The sequence below is a fragment of the Janthinobacterium sp. P210006 genome, assembly GCF_036231885.1.
Classification (GTDB): Bacteria; Pseudomonadota; Gammaproteobacteria; order Burkholderiales; family Burkholderiaceae_D; genus Janthinobacterium; species Janthinobacterium violaceinigrum.
In genome coordinates this window covers 44,368-63,973 of record NZ_JAZARD010000001.1, presented here as the reverse complement: position 1 = coordinate 63,973, position 19,606 = coordinate 44,368, and the positions used below count along the sequence as shown (strand labels likewise).

Below are 19,606 nucleotides of genomic sequence, written 5' to 3'. Positions count from 1 at the left end.
TGCTCTACCCACAAGGTAATCCCATGCACTACGCACTGAACCTGCGCACCTTTATTTACAGCCATTATTTTTACCTGGGCTTGCGCGTGGCCATCGGTCTCGTCGGCCTGGCCTTGCTGACCCAGGAAATCAGCGACAGCAATACCGCCATGACTGTGTGCATCGGCGCCCTGTGCACGACCTTGATGGACATGCCCAGCCCCCTGCGCCACAAGTTCAACGAAATGCTGGCGTCCGTGCTGCTGTGCAGTGCCGTCACCCTGCTGATCAGCCTGTGCGGACCCGTGCACTGGCTGCTGCTGACGGTGCTCGTGCTGGTCAGTTTCCTCGCCAGCATGATGGTGGTGTACGGCAAGAAATCCATGCCCTTGCAACTGGCTGCCCTGTTCATCATGACCATGTCGATGGAGCACCAGATGACGTGGCAGCAATCGTTTCACCACGCTGGCCTGTTCATGCTGGGGGGATTGATTTACCTGGCCTATGCCATGGCCATCGCCTGGGTCTTGCGCCACCGCATCAAGCAGCAGGTGCTGGCCGAGGCCCTGTTCGAACTGGCCGCCTACATCGACATCAAGGCCGATTTCTACGACACGCGTTTTAACCTGACGGAGCAGTTCAACAAACTGGTGCGCCACCAAAGCATCCTGGCCGACCGCCAGCAGGCGTCGCGCGACTTGATCTTGCGCAGCCACAAGAACAGCAAGGATGCCATCGTCGTGCAGGTGCACGTATGCATGCTGGATCTGTATGAGCTGATCCTCTCCACGCACACGGATTACGCGCTGCTGCGCCAGCACCTGGCCGACTCCGACGTGCTCAAATCCCTGCACGACCTCGCCTACAAGGCGGCGCGCGATATCGAATCCGTGGCGTATGCCGTCACGCGCAAGCGCGCCTCGTATGCGCAGATCAGCTACGACAAGGAATGGGCCGACATCGAGGAGGAAATTGCCCGCCTGCACGCAAAAGGCGACAGCGCGCAGGAAGCGCTGGCCACCTTGCGCGCACAGCGCAACAAGATCCGCGCCATTTTGAAAATGATCGCGGACTTGCATCTGGCCAGCCAGAAAGTCTATGACAACGTGCCGTTCTGGAGCGGCGCGGACATGGCGCCCTTCCTGTCGCAGCAAAAATACGAGCTGAAGACCCTGCTGTCGAACCTGCGCCTGGAGTCGCCCGTGTTCCGCTTCGCCCTGCGCGTATCGATGGCCATTTCCGTAGGATTGGCCATCGGCCACTGGCTGCCGTATGCGGCGCACAGCTACTGGATCGTGCTGACCATCGTCATCATTTTGCGGCCCACGTTCAGCATGACGCGCCAGCGCCGCGCCGACCGCATCATCGGCACCATCATCGGCTGCGTCATCACGGCCATCGTGATCCGTTTCGTGCACAGCAATATCGTGCTGATGGCCATCCTGTTCCTGTCCATCGTGGCCACGCCCACCTTCATCTATTTACGCTACCGCTACACGGCCATCGCCGTCAGCCTGATGATTCTGCTGCAAATGCACCTGGTGGCGCCCAGCAACCCGAACCTCGTCAGCGAGCGCCTGATCGATACCCTGATCGGCGCGGCAGTGGCAACCGTGTTCAGCTTTGTGCTGGCCAATTGGGAATACCAGAGCCTGCCACGCCTCGTGCGCCAGGTGCTGAATGTGAACTTGAGCTATATGCAGGCCAGCTTCGAGCTGCTGCAGGGGAAATGTTTCGATGACTTCGCCTACCGCATCGAACGCAAGCGCCTGATGGACAGCCTGGCAGCGCTCAGCTCGGCGCTGGTGCGCATGCTCGACGAACCGGCCAGCAAGCAGCGGGCCGTGGAAGACATCAACCTGTTCATCGTGCAAAATTACCTGCTGGTTGCCCATGTGGCGGCCCTGCGTTCGATCCTGGGCCGCCATGCCAGCCAGCTGCCTGTCGCTCCCGTCAACGCCTTGCTCAGCCACAGCCATACGCAAGTGTGTTTGACCCTGTCGCGCGCGCTGGAACAGCTCGACAACAAAGCGGCCATCAGCGCGCCGCTGGCCGCCCCAGCCGCGCCGCCGGTCAGCGACGTGGCCTGGTCGGGCTGGCCGCTGGTCCAGAGACGCATCCGATTGTTGCAGGCCGATGCGGACAAGATCGTGATACATAGCGCGGCGATCGTGCACATTGTTTCACCACGCTAAGCAGTCGCAACTTACTTCAGGTAGCGCTCGAACCAGCCGACGGTACGCTGCTGCAAGTCGCGCTGATGCTCGGGCTTGCGGAAGGAATGGCCTTCGCCATCGTAGATGAACAGGCTGGACGGCACGCCCATGGCGCGCAAGCCGTGCCAGAATTCCAGCGACTGGGCGGCCGGCGTTTCCACGTCGCGCTCGCCCACGTAGATCAGGGTCGGCGTCTTCGCCGCCTTGATCGATTCGATGGGCGACGCCTTGCGGTAGACGGCCGGGTTGTCATACGCGGACGCGCCGAAGAACGGGATCATCCACTGGTTGATGCCGTTCTGGCCGTAATAGCTGATCCAGTTCGACACGCCCGCGCCCGCCACGGCCGCCTTGAAACGGTCGCTGTGCGTGACGCCCCACATGGTCATGAAGCCGCCATACGAATGGCCGATCAGGCCCAGGCGCTGGCCATCGACGGGCGCCACTTTTTCCACCGCATCGATGCCGGTCAGGATGTCGCGCCAGTCGCCGCCGCCAAAGTCGGCCATGTTGGCACGCGTAAATGCCTGGCCCTGGCCGAAGCTGCCGCGGGGATTGGGCAGGAAGACGAAATAGCCTTTTTGCGTCAATTCGCGGATCAGGGTACTGGCCGCCACATAACGGGGCGAGGCAGCCGCGCCGGGCCCGCCATGCACGTTGACGATCATCGGGTAGCGCTTGCCGGCCTCCACCGACAACGGTCCCAGCAGCCAGCCTTGCACCTTGTATTGTTCGTTGTTCCAGCCCACGTTTTGCACCGTCAGCTGCGGCGCAAAACCGTCATTGTCGCGCGTGATTTTTTTCAGCTGGCCCACCGGTCCCGCCACCAGGTAGCTGGCGTGCGTAAAGTCTTCCTGCGCAGCAGCGGCGTGGCGGCCATCGGCGCTGAACGACAAGCGGCCGTCGCTGCCGCTGCTGCTGAGCTCACCGAGCATCACCGGCTGGGCCGGACCGGCTTGCGCATCGACAGGCACCAGCGCCAGCTGCGAATCGATCAGCGCGGTCGCCAGCAAGCCGGCGCCGCGCCAGACGACGCCATTGAAGGTGCCGCGATAGTCTGGCGTGAGATTGCGCGGGGTGCCGCCAGCCAGGGGGACCGTGTACAGGTCGCCGCCGATGGAGCCGAAATCGCTCATCAGGCCGCCGATGAAGACCACCGTCTTGCCGTCCGGCGAGACCGAGGGCAGGTTCAGCTGCATGGCCGGCGACGCGATCACGCGCAGCGCGCCCGTGGCCCCATCAATATGGCTGAGCTTGGCGACCCACCAGTTGCTGTCGCCATTGCCCTGCGCGCTCGTGGCAACAAAGCCACGGCCATCGGGCGTCCAGTTGTATTCATACACATAGGTGTCGCTTGGCGACAGCAGACGGGGCTCACCGCCGCTGACAGGCACGACCGCGATGCGCTGCGCATCGTCTTCGCTGCCCACTTCGCCCACCTGGCGTGCGCCCGCCTCGACGGCGCCGGCCAGCTTGCGCGCGCCTACCGTCGCGAGCAGGGCCAGCTGCTTGCCATCGGGCGACCAGCGCGCCGTACTGGCCACACCTTTGATGCTCGTCAATACCTGGGCTTGCGCCTGTGTCATCGTGGCCAGGTACAGATGCGCCATGCCCGCCTTGGCATCGTAGCCAACAAAGGCCAGCTGCCTGCCGTCCGGCGACCAGCTGGGCTTGTCGTACGAGCACACGGCGCAAGGGTCGAATTGCTGGACGATGGCGCCGTTGGCGGCGTCGCGCACGACGATGGCCGCATGCGGGCGCTGCGGCTGTTCACCGGCCTTGCTCGACTCGATGGCAGCAATGCGCTGGCCATTGGCCGACAGGGCAACGGCGCGGTAGTCGCGCAACGCCGGCTCGGCTGCAGGAGCGGCCTGCGCCGTGGTGCCCAGAAGGCTGCTTGCCAGCAAGCCGCATGCGGCCAGATCAGTTATTTTCATCATGTAAATTCCAGTTAAGAATAAAAAAAACCGCCGGCAAGCGCGGCGGTTTCGGATGGAACAGACTGCATCAGCGGGCCTTCTTGCCCAAGTGCGAATGCCGCATGCTGTACAAGAAATAAATGGCCACGGTCACCGCCATCCACACGCTGAACACGACAAACGTCGTATGCGGCAAATCGCGCATGATGTACAGGCAAGCGAGCACGCTGAGGCCAGGAATCACATACGGCCCGAACGGCACGCTGAAGCCTTCGATGCGGTTGGCGCCCTGCTTGTGGCGCAGTACGGGCACGGCAATCGACACCACCATGAACGCGGTCAGGGTGCCGATGCTGACCATGTCCCACAGGTAAGTGGCATCGACGGAGCCCGCCACCACGGCCACCACCAGGCAGACGATGATGGTATTGCTGACCGGCACCAAGGTGCGCGGATGAATCTTCTGGAACGACTTCGGGATCAGGCCGTCGCGGCTGACGGCAAACAGGATGCGCGTCTGGCCGTAGATCGTCACCAGGGTCACGCTGAAGACGGAAATGACGGCGCCAGCCGACAGCACCAGCGCGGGCCAGGTCTTGCCCGTGACGTTTTGCAGGATCACCGCCAGGCCCGCTTCCTGGCCTTCGAACAGCTTGGCCTGCTGCGCGCCCAGGGCGGCCACGGCCACCAGCAAGTAAAACACGGTGACGATCAGCAAGGCGCCGAGGATGCCGCGCGGCACATTGCGCGTGGGATTTTTCACTTCGTCGCCCGCCGTCGCCACCGTATCGAGGCCGATGAAGGAGAAGAAGACGGTGCCGGCCGCAGCCGTCACGCCCGTCATGCCGGCAAAGCCCTTGCTGTTGTCGGCATTGAAGAAAGGGAAAAAATTGTCGGCATTAAAACCGGAAAACGCGATGACGATGAAAAACACGAGAATCGCCAGCTTGATGATGACCATGATGGCGTTCATCAGGGCGGACTCCTTGGCACCGCGCAGCAGCAGAAAGCCGCACATGCAGATCAGGAAGATGGGCGGCAGGTTGATGTGGCCGGCATGAAACTCCATGCCATGCGGGCCAGAAACGATCATCGGCGTGCGCAGCATCTCGGGAATATGCCAGCCAAAGGCATTTTCCAGGAAATTATTCAGGTAGGACGACCAGCCGATGGCCACGGCACTGCCCGCCAAGCCGTATTCGAGCAGCAGGCAGGCGGCCATGATGAAGGCCAGGAACTCGCCCACGGTGGCGTAGGCAAACGAATACGAGGAGCCGGAAGCGGGAATGCGGAATGACAATTCCGCATAGCACAAGGCCGTCAAACCGGCCGTGATGGCGGCGATCAAAAAGGACAGGACGACCGACGGGCCTGCCTTGGGTACGGCTTCGACCATGGTAAAGAAAATGCCCGTGCCGATGGTGGCACCGACGCCGATCATGGTGAGGGAAAACAGGCCGATGGACCGGCTCAAGCCACTGCTGCTGAGGCCTTCACCATATTCGACCGTGGTATCGATCGGCTTGGTGCGGCAAAGTTTCTGGACCAGGGTTTGGCTCACTAGCATTCCTTTATGAGGCATGCACTTGAACACCTGCCAAAACCTACTGCGCGTCGTGATTTGCGGCCTGCGATGCTCACTGTGCATTCGCACAGCTGCGCTTCTTAGCCACAACTCGCATCCGCTCGCTACGGTTTTGTCAGGTGTCGTTCGAAACATGACGGGTAAAAACACTTAAAAACGGCGCTCCGGCCCTACCTGGCAAAAAACCGGAAAGATCGCGTCCATTTTCAAAACTAAGCGATTATAGGGCTTTCATCGGCTCAGCTAAACAGAAGTTTGATGCAAGGAAACAACGCCAGGCGTGCGCCATCAAACGCGCACTGGCGCTAGCGCTGCATGGAATTGCCAATATGAAAGAAAAAGCGCGCCGCTGCAAGAGCAGGGGCGCGCTTTTGATTCAGCTCAACTACGCTGGATTACTTTTTACCGTGCGGCACGTCGGCCGGCGGCCAGCCTGCTTCGTAGCCTTGCGGCACGTCGTCGCGGCGGTCTTTCGGCGCCAGGCCCAGCACGTAGTACAGCACCGTCAGCAGGATCAGCCAGGCAGGCCCCACCATCAGGGCGATGCGCGTATCGGGGAAATACGCCATCAAGCCGATCACCAGCGCCAGGAAAGCCAGCGAAATCCAGGAACCGTAGGGCGCGAACGGCATGCGGAAGGCCAGGTTCTTGATTTCCAGCGGCGTCAAGGTCTTGCGGAACTGGATCTGCGTGACGAGGATCACGCCCCAGGTCCAGACGGCGCCGAAGGTGGAAATCGAGGTGACCCAGATAAACACTTTTTCCGGTACCAGGTAGTTCAGCAGCACGCCCAGCAGCAGCGCAAACACGGATACCAGGATGGCGCGGCGCGGCACGCCGCTGGCCGTGGTTTCCGCAAACGCCTTCGGCGCCTGGCCTTGCTGCGCCAGGTTGTACAACATGCGGCCCGTGCTGAAGATGCCGCCATTGCACGAGGACAAGGCTGCCGTCAGCACGACGAAGTTGATGATGCCCGCTGCCGTCTTGATGCCCAGGCGTTCGAACGTCATCACGAACGGGCTGCCCGAGGTACCGATTTCATTCCATGGGTAGATCGACAGGATGACGAACAAGGCGCCGACATAGAAAATCAGGATGCGCCAGAACACGGAATTGATGGCGTCGGGAATCGATTTCTTCGGGTTCGCCGCTTCGCCGGCCGTCAGGCCGATCATTTCCACGCCCAGGTAGGCAAACATCACCATCTGCAAGGACATCAGCACGCCCTGCGCGCCGTTCGGGAAGAACCCGCCATGCGTCCACAGGTTCGAGATGCCGATGGCCACGCCGCCGTTGCCGAAACCGAAGATGATCATGCCCGTGCCGCCGACGATCATCAGGATGATGGTGACGACCTTGATCAGGGCAAACCAGAATTCGAACTCGCCATACGCTTTCACGGCCAGCAGGTTGATCGCGCCCATGGAACCCAAAGCCGCCAGGGCCCAGATCCAGCGCGGCACGTCGGGGAACCAGATGCCCATGTAGATGGCAACGGCGGTAATTTCGGCCACGCATGTGACCAGCCACAGGAACCAGTAGTTCCAGCCCGTCAGATAGCCTTGCAGCGGGCCCAGGTAATCCTGGGCGTAGCGGCTGAAGGAACCGGCCACGGGATTGTGCACGGCCATTTCGCCCAGCGCACGCATGATCATGAAGATGACCGCGCCACCGATGATGTAGGACAGCATGATGCCGGGACCGGCCATCTTGATGGCGTTGCCGGAACCCAGAAACAGGCCCACGCCAATCGCGGCGCCCAGCGCCATCAGGCGGATCTGCCGCTCGCCCAGGCCGCGGTGCAAGCCTTGTTCACTCGTTTTCATTACGTGTCTCCGTTTTTTTCTTGAATACACCGATCCCTCCACCCAATGGCGGTTCCGCTCTTGCTGGAAGGGAGGAAACGGTGAGCCGGCGGCAAGCGCCGGCATGCTCAGACGATCAGGCCAGTTCGGCGATCAGTTCGATCTCGACGCAAGCGCCCAGCGGGATTTGTGCCACGCCGAAGGCGGAGCGCGCATGCTTGCCGCTGTCGCCGAAGACTTCGACGAACAGTTCCGAGGCGCCATTGGTGACCAGGTGCTGTTCCGTGAATGTGGAGGTGGAATTGACCAGGCTCATGACCTTGACGATGCGCTTGACCTTGTTCAAGTCGCCGCCGCACGCGTCTTGCAGGGTAGCGATCAGTTCGATGGCGATGCCGCGCGCAGCGATCTTGCCTTCTTCCGTGGTCACGTCCTTGCCCAGCTGGCCGACCCACACCTTGCCATCCTTCTTGGCCAGGTGGCCGGACAGGAAGACGGTGTTGCCCGTGCGGGCATGCATCACGTAAGCGGCAGCTGGCGCAGCAACGACTGGCAGTTCGATGTTGAGGGCTTTGAGTTTTTCGTAAAACGACATGCTATTTCTCCAAGAAAACAATATAAACGAAACCGAAATTCATGAGCGGCAGGGCAAGGACGGCGTCGCCCTGGCAGCGCGGTAGTGACCGACAACAGTGCCAGATTAAACGTCATCATATTGGTGAACCAGCAGTTTTAGTTCACAAATAGGCCCGGTTATTCAGTGGATTATACCGACAATCAAACAAAATTCAGCATCGGTTCATGAAGCATGCTCTCCAGGCATCGAGCGTGTATTTTTTCATTCAATTATCACTTATGCAATGTCAAGCCCTCCGGGTCAAGGTTTATCGCTTCCAGAAATGCCCGGTCATGCGAAACCACAAGTAACGCCCCCTGATATTGCAGCAGCATGTGCTCGAGCGCCTGCAGGCTGGCCAGGTCCAGGTGATTGTCCGGTTCGTCGAGCAGCAGCAACTGGGGCGGCGCCTGCGCATACAGTTCGGCCGCCAGCGCCACCTTCATGCGCTCGCCCCCGCTCAGCAAATGGCTGGGCATGGTGGCGCGCGCGCTGGCAATGCCCAGCAGCGCCAGCCGCGTGCGCAAGTCCCCTTCCGCCAGGATGCTATTGCGAGCCTGCAAGCGCTGCACGGCGCTGCGGTCTCCTTCGCGCGCGCCCGCATGCTGGTCCAGCCAGGCGATCCTGGCATGGCATTGCACGGTGCCGCCGGCGGGTGCCAGTTGCCCGGCGATCACGCGCAGCAGGGTCGACTTGCCGCTGCCATTGTCTCCCGTCACGGCCAGGCGGCGCGGCCCGCTCAGTATCAGGTTGATGGTGTGCGCCTGGCCATGCGGCAAGACCACGTCGCGCAATGCCAGGATCAACTTGCCGTTCGGCACAGCGCTGTCAGGCGCCAGCAGCAGCCGTTCGGCCTCGGGCGCGCAGCGGGCGCTGGCGTCCATTACCCTTTGCTGGCGCGCCTGCTGCGCTTCCTGCGCGCGCACGCGCAGCTTGCCCTGGCTATCCTGGCTTTTCTCCTTTTTCGCATCGAGCAAGAGCTTGCTTTGATTGCCTTCGCGGCCCTCGCGCTCGCCACGTCCCACGCGGCGCTGCTGGCGCTCGGCCTGCTGCTGCGCTTCGCGCTGTTCGCGTCGGGCACCGGCCTTTTCCGCCTGCAAGGCGGCAGCGTAGCCGGCCTGCTCCAGCGCGCGCTGCTGCGCATACCAGGAATAATTGCCGCCATAGCTGCGCAAGCCCTGCGGCGACAATTCGGCGATGGCATCGACGTGCTCCAGCAGCGCGCGGTCATGGCTGATCAGCAGCAAGCCGCCGGGCCAGCGCGCCATCTGCGCCACCAAACGGGCGCGCTGCTGCGCATCGAGATGGTTGCTCGGCTCATCGAGCACCAGCCAGTCCGCCTGCGACAACCAGGCGCCCTGCAAGGCGATGCGCTGGCGTTCGCCGCCGCTGAGGCTAGCCGTGGGCGTGCCGGCGTCGACATGGCGCAGATCGAGCGCGTCGAGCGCCTGGCGCAAACGGGCAGGCGCATCCCAGCGCTCGCCCACCAAGGCGTAGTCGGCTTCGTCGATGCTGCCGGCGGCGATGCGCGCCAGCGCGGCCAGCAAGCCCTCCATGCCGGCGAGTGCCGCCACGGTAGGATAGTGTTGCGGATCGAGTTCCTGCGCCACGTAATGCACGCTGCCGTCGCAGCGCACGGCGCCGCCCGATAGCTGCTCGTGGCCCGCCAGCAGGCGCGCCAGCACGCTCTTGCCCACGCCGTTATCGCCGACGAGGCCGATACGTTGCGGGGCAAAGGAAAATTGCAAATCGGAAAACAGCACCCGGCCATCGGGCAAGGCATGGGACAGACGGTCGAGTTGTAGGAATGCGGGCATGGATACTCCTGGTACGTGCAGACAGGGCTGGCGAACCCGCGCGGCGCAAGGCGCCGTGGCGGGAAGGGCGAGGCCGTGCACAGCACGGCAGTATCAATGGCGCATGTCGAAGCGTCCTGGAGAAAGGGGAAAGAAGCGTCAGTGTAGCAGAGACGGCCGGTTCAGCGCTGGCCCAGGCTCGTGTCGCCGAACAGGTTCTTGAATTCGCGCGGCTGCGAACGCCAGTACTGGGGCGGCGCCTGCACCTGTGCGCCCAGCTGGGCCGCCGCATGCCAGGGCCAGCGCGGGTCGAACAGGATGGCGCGCGCCAGCGCCACCATGTCGGACTGGCCGTTGGCAACGATATCTTCCGCCTGCTGCGCTTCCGTGATCAAGCCCACGCTGATGGTGGGCAAGCCGCTGTCGCGCTTGATGCGCTCGGCAAACGCCACCTGGTAGCCAGGCCCCACGGGGATTTGCTGCTGGGGCGAAATGCCGCCGCTGGAGACGTGGATGAAGTCGGCGCCCAGCTGCTTGAGTTCCTGCGCGAAGCGCACGCTTTGCTCGATCTCCCATCCGCCGTCGACCCAGTCGGTGGCGGAAATGCGCACACCCACGGCCACGCTGGCGGGCACGGCGGCGCGCACGGCTTCATATACTTCCAGCGGAAAACGCATGCGGTTTTCCAGGCTGCCGCCATACGCATCGGTGCGCTGATTCGACAGGGGCGACAGGAACTGGTGCAGCAGATAACCGTGCGCCGCGTGCAGTTCGATGCCTTCGATACCGAGCGCATGCACGCGCTGGGCGGCCGCGACAAAGGCGCCCTTGATTTGCAACAAACCCATCTCGTCGAGGGCGATCGGCACCGTTTCGCCGGGCGCGTGGGCGATGGCCGATGGCGCCACCGTTTGCCAGCCGCCCTCGGCCAGGTGCACGCAGGCGCCGCCCTGCCAGGGCGCGCGGCTCGATGCCTTGCGTCCCGCATGGCCCAGCTGCACCACCAGTGGCATCGGGGCGTGGCGGCGGATCGCCTGCACCACCTTGTCCAGCGCCGCTTGATTCGCGTCCGACCACAGGCCCAGGTCCTCGGCCGAGATGCGTCCCTCGGGCGAGACGGCCGTCGCTTCCGTCATCAGCAGCCCCGCGCCGGACAGGGCTAGGTGGCCCAGGTGGATCATGTGCCAGTCCGTGGCGTTGCCATTGTCGGCCGAGTACTGGCACATGGGCGCGATGGCGATACGGTTGGCCACTTGCAGCGGCCCCAGTGCATACGGCGTGAATAGCTGGCTCATGGCGGACTCCGGAAAAGGGGAAGCACCGATTCTACTGTGCTTTGGAAAGCGCGGCTTACACCTGCTTACGTTTGATACAGCGCAGGGGCTAGCCTTGCGCAGGCGCGGCCGTTAATCTGGACACATCAACAACACAGCAACACCACCGCAACATATTGCCCCCAGGAGAACACATGAACACGACGACTACCGCCAACCGCATCCACCCCTTGATGGCCGGCGCCGCCATTTCCGTCACGGTCCTGTGCCTGGTGGGCGCGGCGTCCATCGCCGGCATCCTGCCCAATTCGCGGGCCAACGTGCCTGCCACGCCGGCCATCCCTGCGGACGTGGCGGCGCTGACGCCAGCGAGCGCGGCTGCCCTGGCGGCGCCCGTGGCCGCCCCGCTCGCCGCTCCCGTCGTGGCGCAGGCCGCTCCGGCACCGGCGCCGGCCCCCGTCGTGCACAAGCGGGTCGTGCACCACACGCAAGTGGCGCAAGCGCGCCCTGCCTACAACGATAACAACGATGGCTACCGCGACACGGCTTACCGCGAACCCGTGCGCCAGCAGCAGCCGGCGCCGGCACCTGCCCAACCCAATTACGTGGGCATCGGCACGGGCGCCGTCATCGGCGGCTTGATCGGCAATCAGGTCGGTGGCGGCCGCGGCAAGGCGCTGGCGACCGTGGCCGGCGTGATCGGCGGCGGCATGCTGGGTAATGCGGTGCAGAATCAGGTGCAGCAGCCGCAACGTTAACAAACCTGCTGCGCGTCGCGCTTTGCGGCCTGCGATGCTCACGGTGCTTCAGCACAGTTGCGCTTCTCGGCCGCCCATCATCGCCGCTCGCGACGGTTTTTCAGGCCCATCAATCGTAAGGGCCTAGGTAATCGAGCTTGCCCACGGCCACGCCATTGTTTCGCAGGATGGCGTGGACCATGGAGACGTGAAAATAGAAGTTGGGCAAGGCAAAGCTGAGCAGGTAATCGTCGCCCGAGAATTTCGTGCCTGCATCGGTCCAGTTCAGCACCACTTCCTTCTGCGCGCTGCCCGCCATCTGGCCCGCATTCACGCTGTCGATGTAGGCGATGGTATTGGCGATGCGCTCTTGCAGCTGCTCGAACGACGTTTCGTTATCGTCGAATTTCGGCGCCGGCACGCCGCTCAGGCGCTCGACCGACATCTTCGACGTATCGCTGGCGCGCTGCACCTGCGCCGTCAGGTCCAGCATGTCGGGCGCCAGCTGCGCACCCAATAAAATCTCGGGCACGATGCCATCTTCCTCCACATGCGCCTGGCCCTTTTCCAGCAAGGCCGAGACGACTTTCAAGCCGCGGATGAAGACGGGGATGGTTGCCTGATACATGGACACGGACATGGCGCACTCCTGATAATGAACGATGCGCCAGTGTACCCGAGGCTTCGTCTTCCGGCAGCGCGCGCCATGCCGCTCCCGTGCGCCAGCGCACCGAACGGCCCACTTGCCCTTACTTTTCCAGGTTGACCTTGCCATCCGGCACATGGCCAGGCTGTTCTGCCGGTTCCGCTTGCGGCAGCGGCTGCGGTGCGGGCTGGTCCTTGCGCTTGCCGCCAAAGAACTTGACGATGGCCGCACCGGCGCCCACGACGGCCAGGATCAGTACTTTCTTGAAGGCCAGCAACAGCGCCAGCAGCTTGCCAAACAGGCCCAGCTTGCTGGCCACGCCGCCCGCCACCAGCGCCGCCAGGCCATATTCGGCCACCTTGTCCGTCTTGCTGTCGAAATCCGTGTAGCGGTTACCCTCGGTAAATTCCGTGAACGCCGTCACTTGCTGCATTTCTTTCTTGATCGCCTCGATCTGCTGCATGCCGGCAATCGCGTTCAGGTTCAGCACGCCTTCGCGGCCCAGCACGCGCACGTTGTAGTTGAGCGAGTGCTCGCCGCCGTCGACCATCAGGTCCTTGGCCCAGTACAGCTTGTGCGTATCCTTGGCATAGCTGGGTTTTTCCGCCCAGCCCATCAAATGGATGCCGGGATAGCCCTGCTTCTTGCGCTCCGCGTTATGTTCGAGCACGGACGCCTGCATATCCTTGAGCAATTCGTCATATTTGATGCTGTCCGCATCGTCGTCCTTGATGTGCCCTTCCTTTTCATACGTAACGATGACGCCCCAGCTATCGCGCTCGAGCACGCTGGTCTTGGCGGGCACGATCATGCCCAGCGACACCATGCCCGGTGGATTGCCCCAGGCATCGACCAGCACGCGCTCGGCGTCCGTCGGCGACAGATAACGGAAGTTGGCAGGCAAGTCCAGGGTGGCGATGCCGCCCGGCAAAGTGATCTTGCCGCGCTGCAAGTGCAACTGGGCGAGGAATTGCTCGGCTGTCATTTCCGGCGCGGAAGCCTTGTCGTCGGCAGGGGCGGCAGCCGTCAGGCCGGAGAGGGTCAGGCACAGCAGGGCTGTCAGCAGGCGTTTCAACATGATCGGTCCAAAAAATTGCAAAGGGTAAATATTTTATATCAATTGATTGCTTAATGGATAATTATTTCCGTGCGGAATTTTTTTGCAAAAAAAGCGCCAGGCGGGTTTCCCCGGCTGGCGCCTGACGTACGAACACCGTACAGCGATTAAGACACGCGCACCACCATCAGACCGGCGCGCAAGCCCACCCGCACGTCCGGGTTGGGGAACACCACCAGCTCTTCCGCGTGCTGCACCGTGTAGACGTGGTCGCCATCGCTGGCGATCACGGCGTGTTGCGGCAAGGACGTGAAATTCTGCGTGCTGCGATCAAACGCCATGCGGAATTCATCGCTGTGCTTGATGATTTCCTGCGCCACCTTGAACACGTGGGGCGCCGCCTTGACGGGCTGCGCAGGCTGGCCCCGCAACAGGCCGTCCAGCGCCCGCGACACATCGTCGAACAGGGACAAATCGTTCTGTCCCAGGGTGCCCACGCGGCCCAGCTCCACCGTGCTGGCGGCCGCGCCGAAGTGCTCGGCCGAATAATAGCTATACGTGCCGGCCGACTGCGGATTCATGATGATGGCGCCGATGGCCGCCTGGCCCAGCCAGTCGACCAGCTGCGCCTTGGCCTCGTCGGCCACCAGGTCGGGCACGATGGCAAACGTGGGATACACGGAAGGCCGGATGGCCGTGTGCAGATCCAGGTGCCAGCGCACGGGACCGGCCGCGCCGAAGAACGCTGCCGTGGCAGCGATCATTTCATCGGCGCGCGCACTTTCCGCCGCCTGCGCCAGGCTTCCCCGCACGGGGCGGAACATGCGATTGAGGTCGGCGTCGATGAAACGCTTGCCGGCCCGGATCGCATCGACATTGCCCACGCAAACGAGCAAATCGACGGCCAGCTTCGACGCATCGCGCGACAGGGCGTCGAGCAGATGCGCGAGCACCTCGATCGGCCCCGTTTCGTCGCCATGCACGCCCACCGAGACGGCCACGCTGACGCGGCCCTCTCCCGGCTTGAGCACCTGCAGCATGCCGGGCGCCGGCAAGGCCACCGTGAAGCCGGCGTCCGAGAACAGCTGCGCCACGGCGCCGAAATCGGCCTGCGCCAGCGCCTGCACGGCCGGCGGCAAGCCGCCGGCGCCCTGCACTGCCTGTGTTACTGCTTGTGTTGCTGCTTGCGTCATTACACCGTCGCTTCCGCGGTAGGTTTCGCCGTGATTTTATTCACGGCTTCCGACAAGGTCCACACGTCCAGCATGGCTTGCTCCAGTTCCGTCGCCGCCACATAGGCCGACAGGCCCAGCGCGCCCGTCACCGCATCGACGGCCTTGCCCGCGTTGCCTTGCTCGGCACGCGCCAGTACCTGCGTCAGCAAACGCTGTTGCGTGCGGCGCAGCGCCTGCTGCGCGTAGTTGCGCAACTGTTCCTGCGACTTGCCTTGCGCGGCCAGCTTCAGGCCGCGTTCCAGCGTATCGATGCCTGCCTGGCTGCGCAGGGCCAGGCCCACTTGCAGGAAGGCCGCCAGGTCCATCGACGCAGGACGCGGCACGGACAGGGCCGGGAACAGGAAGCCGGAGACGACTTCCAGCGCATCGACCGCATCCCACGCCTGCACGAAGGCCGGCTTGAGGCCCGGCACCAGCGCTGCCTCGGACTTGATGCCGACGGCTTGCAGCAGCTCGCGCTTCGATTCCGCGCCAAACAGGCGCGTGAGTTCGGCCAGGCCCGCGCCACGCAATTGCTCTGCCGGCACGGACAGCACGCCGGCGATCATCGTTTGCTGCAGCACGCGCGTTTGAGCATCGACCTTGATCGACACGGCACGCGGAATCGTCAGGGCATCCGCATCGAGCGCGTCGAACACGGGCGCCAGGTTCAACGCCACCCAGGCCTGGCCCCAGGCCAGGATCACTGCCGATTCGTCCACGCCATGCTCGAATGCCAGGTTGCGTATCATCAGCGGACCGCAGCGGTTGATCACTTCATTGGCCAGCACGGTCGCCAGGATGGCGTTGGCCAGCGGGTGGTCGAGCGCCGAACGGGTTTCCACCAGCAGGGACGGGAAGTAGGGTTTGAGCACCGGCTCGGCCCACGTTTCTTCCGTCAGCGGCAGCGCGGACAGAATGCGCTTGAAGCGGTTCTTCACGTTGGCGATCACCACCGCCAGTTCCGGCGTGGTCAACCCACGGCCGTCGGCCTTGCGGCGTGCCAGTTCGGCCACCGACGGCAATTGCTCCAGCTCGCGCGACAGGGCACCCTCTTCTTCCAGGCTGGCGATCAGGGCGGCATAGCCATCCTGCACGGCGCTCTCGCCTTGCGCCTGCAACTCGCGCACCAGCAAATGCGTCTGCTGCGTGTTGTCGCGCAAGACCAGGCGCTCGACGTCGTCCGTCATCGCATACAGCTCGCGGTTGCGGTCGGCTTCCGTCAGCTTGCCCGCATTGACTTCCACGTCCAGCCAGATTTTCACGTTCACTTCATGGTCCGAGCAATCCACGCCAGCCGAGTTGTCGATCGCATCGGTGAAGATGCGTCCGCCCGCCAGCGCGAACTCGATGCGGCCGGCCTGCGTTGCACCCAGATTGCCGCCTTCGGCGACGACCTTCACGCGCAGCTCATTGCCGCTGACGCGGATATGGTCATTCGCGCGGTCCTTCACCTGGGCATGGGTCTCGCTGGAGGCCTTGATGTAGGTGCCGATGCCGCCGTTGTAGAACAGGTCCACGGGCGACTTCAGGATGCGGTGCATCAGTTCTTCGGGCGGCAGCGAGGTCTCGGCGATATCGAGGGCGGCGCGGATTTGCGGCGACAGCTCGATCGTGCGAGCGGAGCGCGGATACACGCCGCCGCCTGCCGAGATCAGCTCCTTGTTGTAGTCGTCCCACGAGGAGCGCGGCAAGGCAAACAGGCGCGCGCGCTCGTCGAACGAGACGGCGACGTCCGGCGTCGGGTCGAGGAAGATGTGGCGGTGGTCGAACGCGGCCACCAGCTTCAGCTGGCGCGACAGCAGCACGCCATTGCCGAACACGTCGCCCGACATGTCGCCCACGCCGACCATGGTGATCGGGGTGGTGTTCAGGTCGTGGTCCATTTCATAGAAATGGCGCTTCACGGCTTCGAACGCGCCCTTGGCGGTGATGCCCAGTTTCTTGTGGTCGTAGCCGTTCGAACCGCCCGAGGCGAACGCGTCGCCGAGCCAGAAACCGCGCTGCACGGCGATGCCGTTGGCGATGTCCGAGAAGGTGGCCGTACCCTTGTCGGCAGCCACCACCAGATACGGGTCGGCGTCGTCGAAGCACACGGTGTCGACGGGCGGGACGATATTGCCCAGCGAACGGTTGTCCGTCACTTCCAGCAGGCTGGAAATGAACAGGCGGTACACGGCTTCGCCTTCGGCCGCGATGGTTTCACGCACGGCGTCCTTCGGCATCATCTTGCAGACAAAGCCGCCCTTTGCGCCGGCCGGCACGATGACAGCATTCTTGACCATCTGCGCCTTGACGAGGCCCAGCACTTCGGTGCGGTAGTCTTCCATGCGGTCGGACCAGCGCAAGCCGCCGCGGGCGACAGGGCCGCCGCGCAGGTGCACGCCTTCGAAGCGGCGCGAGAAGACGAAAATCTCGCGGTAAGGACGCGGTTCCGGCACCAGCGCCAGGCTGCTGGTGTCGAACTTGAAGATGATCTTGTCGCCGGCTTGATTGTTCTGGAAGTAGCTGGTGCGCAGGGTGGCGGCCATCAGGTCGGCCAGCGCGCCGAGGATTTCCTCGGTGTCCGCATGGTTCACGGACGGCAGGCCGGCCTTGATGGTGGCGATGGCTTCCAGGGCGGCCGCGTGCTGCGCGTCCGACAGCGACGGATCGAAGCGCTGCAGGAAGGCGTCGACCAGGGCTTTCACGTGGGCCGGCTGCTTGCGCAGGCTTTCGGCAATGTAGCGCACCGAGAAGCGGCTGCCCGTCTGGCGCCAGTAGCTGGTGTAGGCGCGCACCAGCTGCACTTCGCGCGTCGACAGGCCGCCTTCGATGACCAGGCCGTTCAGGCGGCCGTCTTCGGCTTCATCGTTGAACAGGGCGGCAAACAGTTCCTGCGCCACGGCGACGACGGATGGCTGCGCCAGTTTCGCCGCACTGGCGGCATCGACCGTCAGGCTGGTGACGAAATAGCGCGTACCGTCCAGCGGCGAAATCGAAAATGCCTGCTCGCGGTCGATCGCCACGCCCGCGTTATGCAGCGCCGGCAGGATGGCCGACAGCGGCGGCACCTTGTTGGCCGAATACAGGCGGATGGTGGTGACGGCACCCGTCTCGATGCGCACGGCCACGTGCGATGGATCGGTGTTGCGCAAGATGGTGTCGAGGTCCCGGAAAGCGACGGCCGGCGCAGTGGCGGCCACGTAGTCGAGCGGCAGGGTGGCGCACAGCTTGCGCAGGCTGGTGCGCAGGGCCACGTCGGGCACGGCGTCGGCGACGGCAGCAAAGCCGTTATGCCAGCCATCAAGCACGCCCAAGAGCGGCTGTTCGATATCCGTTTCCAGGTCCAGCGGGTAGCGGGCGGCGTGGGCGATCAGGTAGACGCGCGCCAGGGGGCCGTCGGCCACCAGGGTTTGCGTGCTCACATGCGTGGCGCCGGAACTGGCTTGCAGCGCCTTGGCCAGGCTCGATGCCACGCTGGCGCTGTAGCGCTCGCGCGGGAGGTACACCAGCACGTTCAGGTGGCGCGCGTACACGTCGCGGCGCGCGAAGACCTTGGTGCGCGGCTGCTTGTACAGCGAGACGACGGCGCCGCACACTTGCGCCAGCCAGTCGAGGTCCGCTTCCAGCGCTTCGGTGCGCGGCAGCGATTCGAGGATCTCGCGGAATTTCTCGGCGCGGAAGCCTTGCTGGCGCACGCCGGCCAGGCTCAGTACCTTGGCCACGCGGCCGCGCGCAAAGGGCAGCGCCGCCAGCGGGGTGGAATTGCCGGCGCGGGTAAACAAGCCGACGAAGCAGTGTTCGCCCAGGATGGCGCCTTGCGCATCCGTGTCGCGCACGCCGATGAAATCAAGCTGCTGGTCGCGGTGCAGGGTGCCGGCCACGTCTGCCTTGACGATGGACAGCGCCGATTCGCGCTTGGCCAGGGTATCGAAATCGCCCGGAATATTCGCCAGGCAGGTACCGTAGACGGGGTGCGCCGTATCCTGCAGCACGCCCACGCGGCTCGGGATGTCGCGTTCCAGTTCGCGCACGCCCGGCTTGACGCGGTAATACGCGTAGCCGAACACTTCAAAGCCGCCGCTGCGGGCCCATTCCAGGAAGGCGGCCACTTCCGCGCCTTCTTCGCCATGCTGGGCGGCGGCCGTGGCGACGGCTGCCAGGCGCTCGCTCATGGCGGCGCTGTCGCGGCGCACGACGGCGGCGTCGCGCGCCACCATGTCGATGGCGGCGACCAGGGCGGCCAGTGCATCGGGCGCCAGCTCTTCATCGAGCAGCACCAGTACGTACGATTCGAGCGGATCGCCAGGCTGGCGCACCGCTTCCACGCTGCCGTCGGCGGCGCGGCGCACGGGCAGCACGGTATTCATCACGCCGCGCACGGCCAGGTGCTGGCGGCGCATGGCCATGACGATGGAGTCGACCAGGTAAGGCATGTCTTCGTTCAGGATCAGCAAGGCGCTCGCCATGCCGCCACGGCCATCCGCATAGCGCAGGGTGGCGATTTGGCAGCCGCTGCCGGTGCGCTTGGCCGCTTGCGTAAAACCGTCGACCAGCACGGGCGCCAGGCTGCCGGGCGCGATGTCGGCCAGGTCTTCGGCGTCAAGCGAGTCCAGCCATGCCTGCACCAGTTGTACGACAGGCGCTGCCGCCTTGTTCGCATTGCCAGCCGCGTTAATCAGCTCCAGCGTTTGTGTACGCAAATCTTGTGGCGTGTGATTCATCTTGCATCTCCATTACGGTAATGTGAATGTCCAACGCTGTCGTTCGGGCTTGTGGC

Annotated in this window: 12 protein-coding genes; 2 read left to right on the top strand and 10 right to left on the bottom strand. The window is 63.8% G+C overall.

Going from position 1 to position 19,606, the window contains the following annotated elements:
• Positions 1-23 precede the first annotated feature (23 nt).
• Positions 24-2,174: an FUSC family protein gene (locus tag VPH41_RS00270; RefSeq protein WP_328568589.1), complete on the top strand. Its 2,151-nt coding sequence runs from the start codon at positions 24-26 to the stop codon at positions 2,172-2,174.
• An 11-nt stretch (positions 2,175-2,185) separates the two neighbouring features.
• Here VPH41_RS00270 and VPH41_RS00265 read toward each other — a convergent pair whose 3' ends face one another.
• The 6 genes from VPH41_RS00265 to VPH41_RS00240 form a co-directional block, all read right to left on the bottom strand.
• Positions 2,186-4,135, bottom strand: coding sequence for a S9 family peptidase (locus VPH41_RS00265; protein WP_328568588.1), 1,950 nt, complete (start codon positions 4,133-4,135; stop codon positions 2,186-2,188).
• Between the two features lie 67 nt (positions 4,136-4,202).
• Positions 4,203-5,675, bottom strand: coding sequence for an amino acid permease (locus VPH41_RS00260; RefSeq protein ID WP_099666227.1), 1,473 nt, complete (start codon positions 5,673-5,675; stop codon positions 4,203-4,205).
• Between the two features lie 419 nt (positions 5,676-6,094).
• Entirely contained in the window at positions 6,095-7,525 is a 1,431-nt protein-coding gene (locus VPH41_RS00255) for an amino acid permease (RefSeq protein ID WP_152254799.1), read from the bottom strand.
• Between the two features lie 115 nt (positions 7,526-7,640).
• The gene (locus VPH41_RS00250; protein ID WP_070254760.1) at positions 7,641-8,099 is read right to left on the bottom strand and encodes a RidA family protein; all 459 of its coding nucleotides are present in this window, start codon (positions 8,097-8,099) and stop codon (positions 7,641-7,643) included.
• A 254-nt stretch (positions 8,100-8,353) separates the two neighbouring features.
• A complete protein-coding gene (locus tag VPH41_RS00245) occupies positions 8,354-9,937 on the bottom strand; it encodes an ATP-binding cassette domain-containing protein (protein WP_328568587.1) in 1,584 nt (527 codons plus the stop codon).
• 161 nt (positions 9,938-10,098) lie between these two features.
• Complete coding sequence (locus tag VPH41_RS00240; RefSeq protein ID WP_328568586.1) at positions 10,099-11,211, bottom strand: NADH:flavin oxidoreductase/NADH oxidase; 1,113 nt, start codon at positions 11,209-11,211, stop codon at positions 10,099-10,101.
• 173 nt (positions 11,212-11,384) lie between these two features.
• Between VPH41_RS00240 and VPH41_RS00235 the strand changes: the two genes are divergently transcribed.
• Positions 11,385-11,948, top strand: coding sequence for a glycine zipper 2TM domain-containing protein (locus VPH41_RS00235; RefSeq protein ID WP_328568585.1), 564 nt, complete (start codon positions 11,385-11,387; stop codon positions 11,946-11,948).
• 109 nt (positions 11,949-12,057) lie between these two features.
• On the opposite strand, the gene VPH41_RS00230 is transcribed toward VPH41_RS00235, so the two are convergent.
• From VPH41_RS00230 to VPH41_RS00215, 4 genes are all read right to left on the bottom strand, one after another.
• A complete protein-coding gene (locus VPH41_RS00230) occupies positions 12,058-12,567 on the bottom strand; it encodes a DUF1993 domain-containing protein (protein ID WP_152282178.1) in 510 nt (169 codons plus the stop codon).
• 109 nt (positions 12,568-12,676) lie between these two features.
• On the bottom strand, positions 12,677-13,651 hold the full coding sequence (locus VPH41_RS00225) for a DUF2167 domain-containing protein (RefSeq protein ID WP_328568584.1): 975 nt from the start codon (positions 13,649-13,651) through the stop codon (positions 12,677-12,679).
• Between the two features lie 146 nt (positions 13,652-13,797).
• Positions 13,798-14,823, bottom strand: coding sequence for a succinylglutamate desuccinylase (locus tag VPH41_RS00220; protein ID WP_328568583.1), 1,026 nt, complete (start codon positions 14,821-14,823; stop codon positions 13,798-13,800).
• On the bottom strand, positions 14,823-19,550 hold the full coding sequence (locus VPH41_RS00215; RefSeq protein ID WP_328568582.1) for an NAD-glutamate dehydrogenase domain-containing protein: 4,728 nt from the start codon (positions 19,548-19,550) through the stop codon (positions 14,823-14,825). Before VPH41_RS00215 ends, VPH41_RS00220 begins: the two co-directional genes overlap by 1 nt.
• Between the last annotated feature and the right edge of the window lie 56 nt (positions 19,551-19,606).

Bases quoted from the DNA above. Each gene is read 5' to 3' on its own strand.
- VPH41_RS00245 (WP_328568587.1), bottom strand. From the start codon at position 9,937: ATGCCCGCATTCCTACAACTCGACCGTCTGTCCCATGCCTTGCCCGAT.
- VPH41_RS00255 (WP_152254799.1), bottom strand. From the start codon at position 7,525: ATGAAAACGAGTGAACAAGGCTTGCACCGCGGCCTGGGCGAGCGGCAG.
- VPH41_RS00250 (WP_070254760.1), bottom strand. From the start codon at position 8,099: ATGTCGTTTTACGAAAAACTCAAAGCCCTCAACATCGAACTGCCAGTC.
- VPH41_RS00270 (WP_328568589.1), top strand. From the start codon at position 24: ATGCACTACGCACTGAACCTGCGCACCTTTATTTACAGCCATTATTTT.
- VPH41_RS00215 (WP_328568582.1), bottom strand. From the start codon at position 19,550: ATGAATCACACGCCACAAGATTTGCGTACACAAACGCTGGAGCTGATT.
- VPH41_RS00230 (WP_152282178.1), bottom strand. From the start codon at position 12,567: ATGTCCGTGTCCATGTATCAGGCAACCATCCCCGTCTTCATCCGCGGC.
- VPH41_RS00235 (WP_328568585.1), top strand. From the start codon at position 11,385: ATGAACACGACGACTACCGCCAACCGCATCCACCCCTTGATGGCCGGC.
- VPH41_RS00225 (WP_328568584.1), bottom strand. From the start codon at position 13,651: ATGTTGAAACGCCTGCTGACAGCCCTGCTGTGCCTGACCCTCTCCGGC.
- VPH41_RS00220 (WP_328568583.1), bottom strand. From the start codon at position 14,823: ATGACGCAAGCAGCAACACAAGCAGTAACACAGGCAGTGCAGGGCGCC.
- VPH41_RS00265 (WP_328568588.1), bottom strand. From the start codon at position 4,135: ATGATGAAAATAACTGATCTGGCCGCATGCGGCTTGCTGGCAAGCAGC.
- VPH41_RS00240 (WP_328568586.1), bottom strand. From the start codon at position 11,211: ATGAGCCAGCTATTCACGCCGTATGCACTGGGGCCGCTGCAAGTGGCC.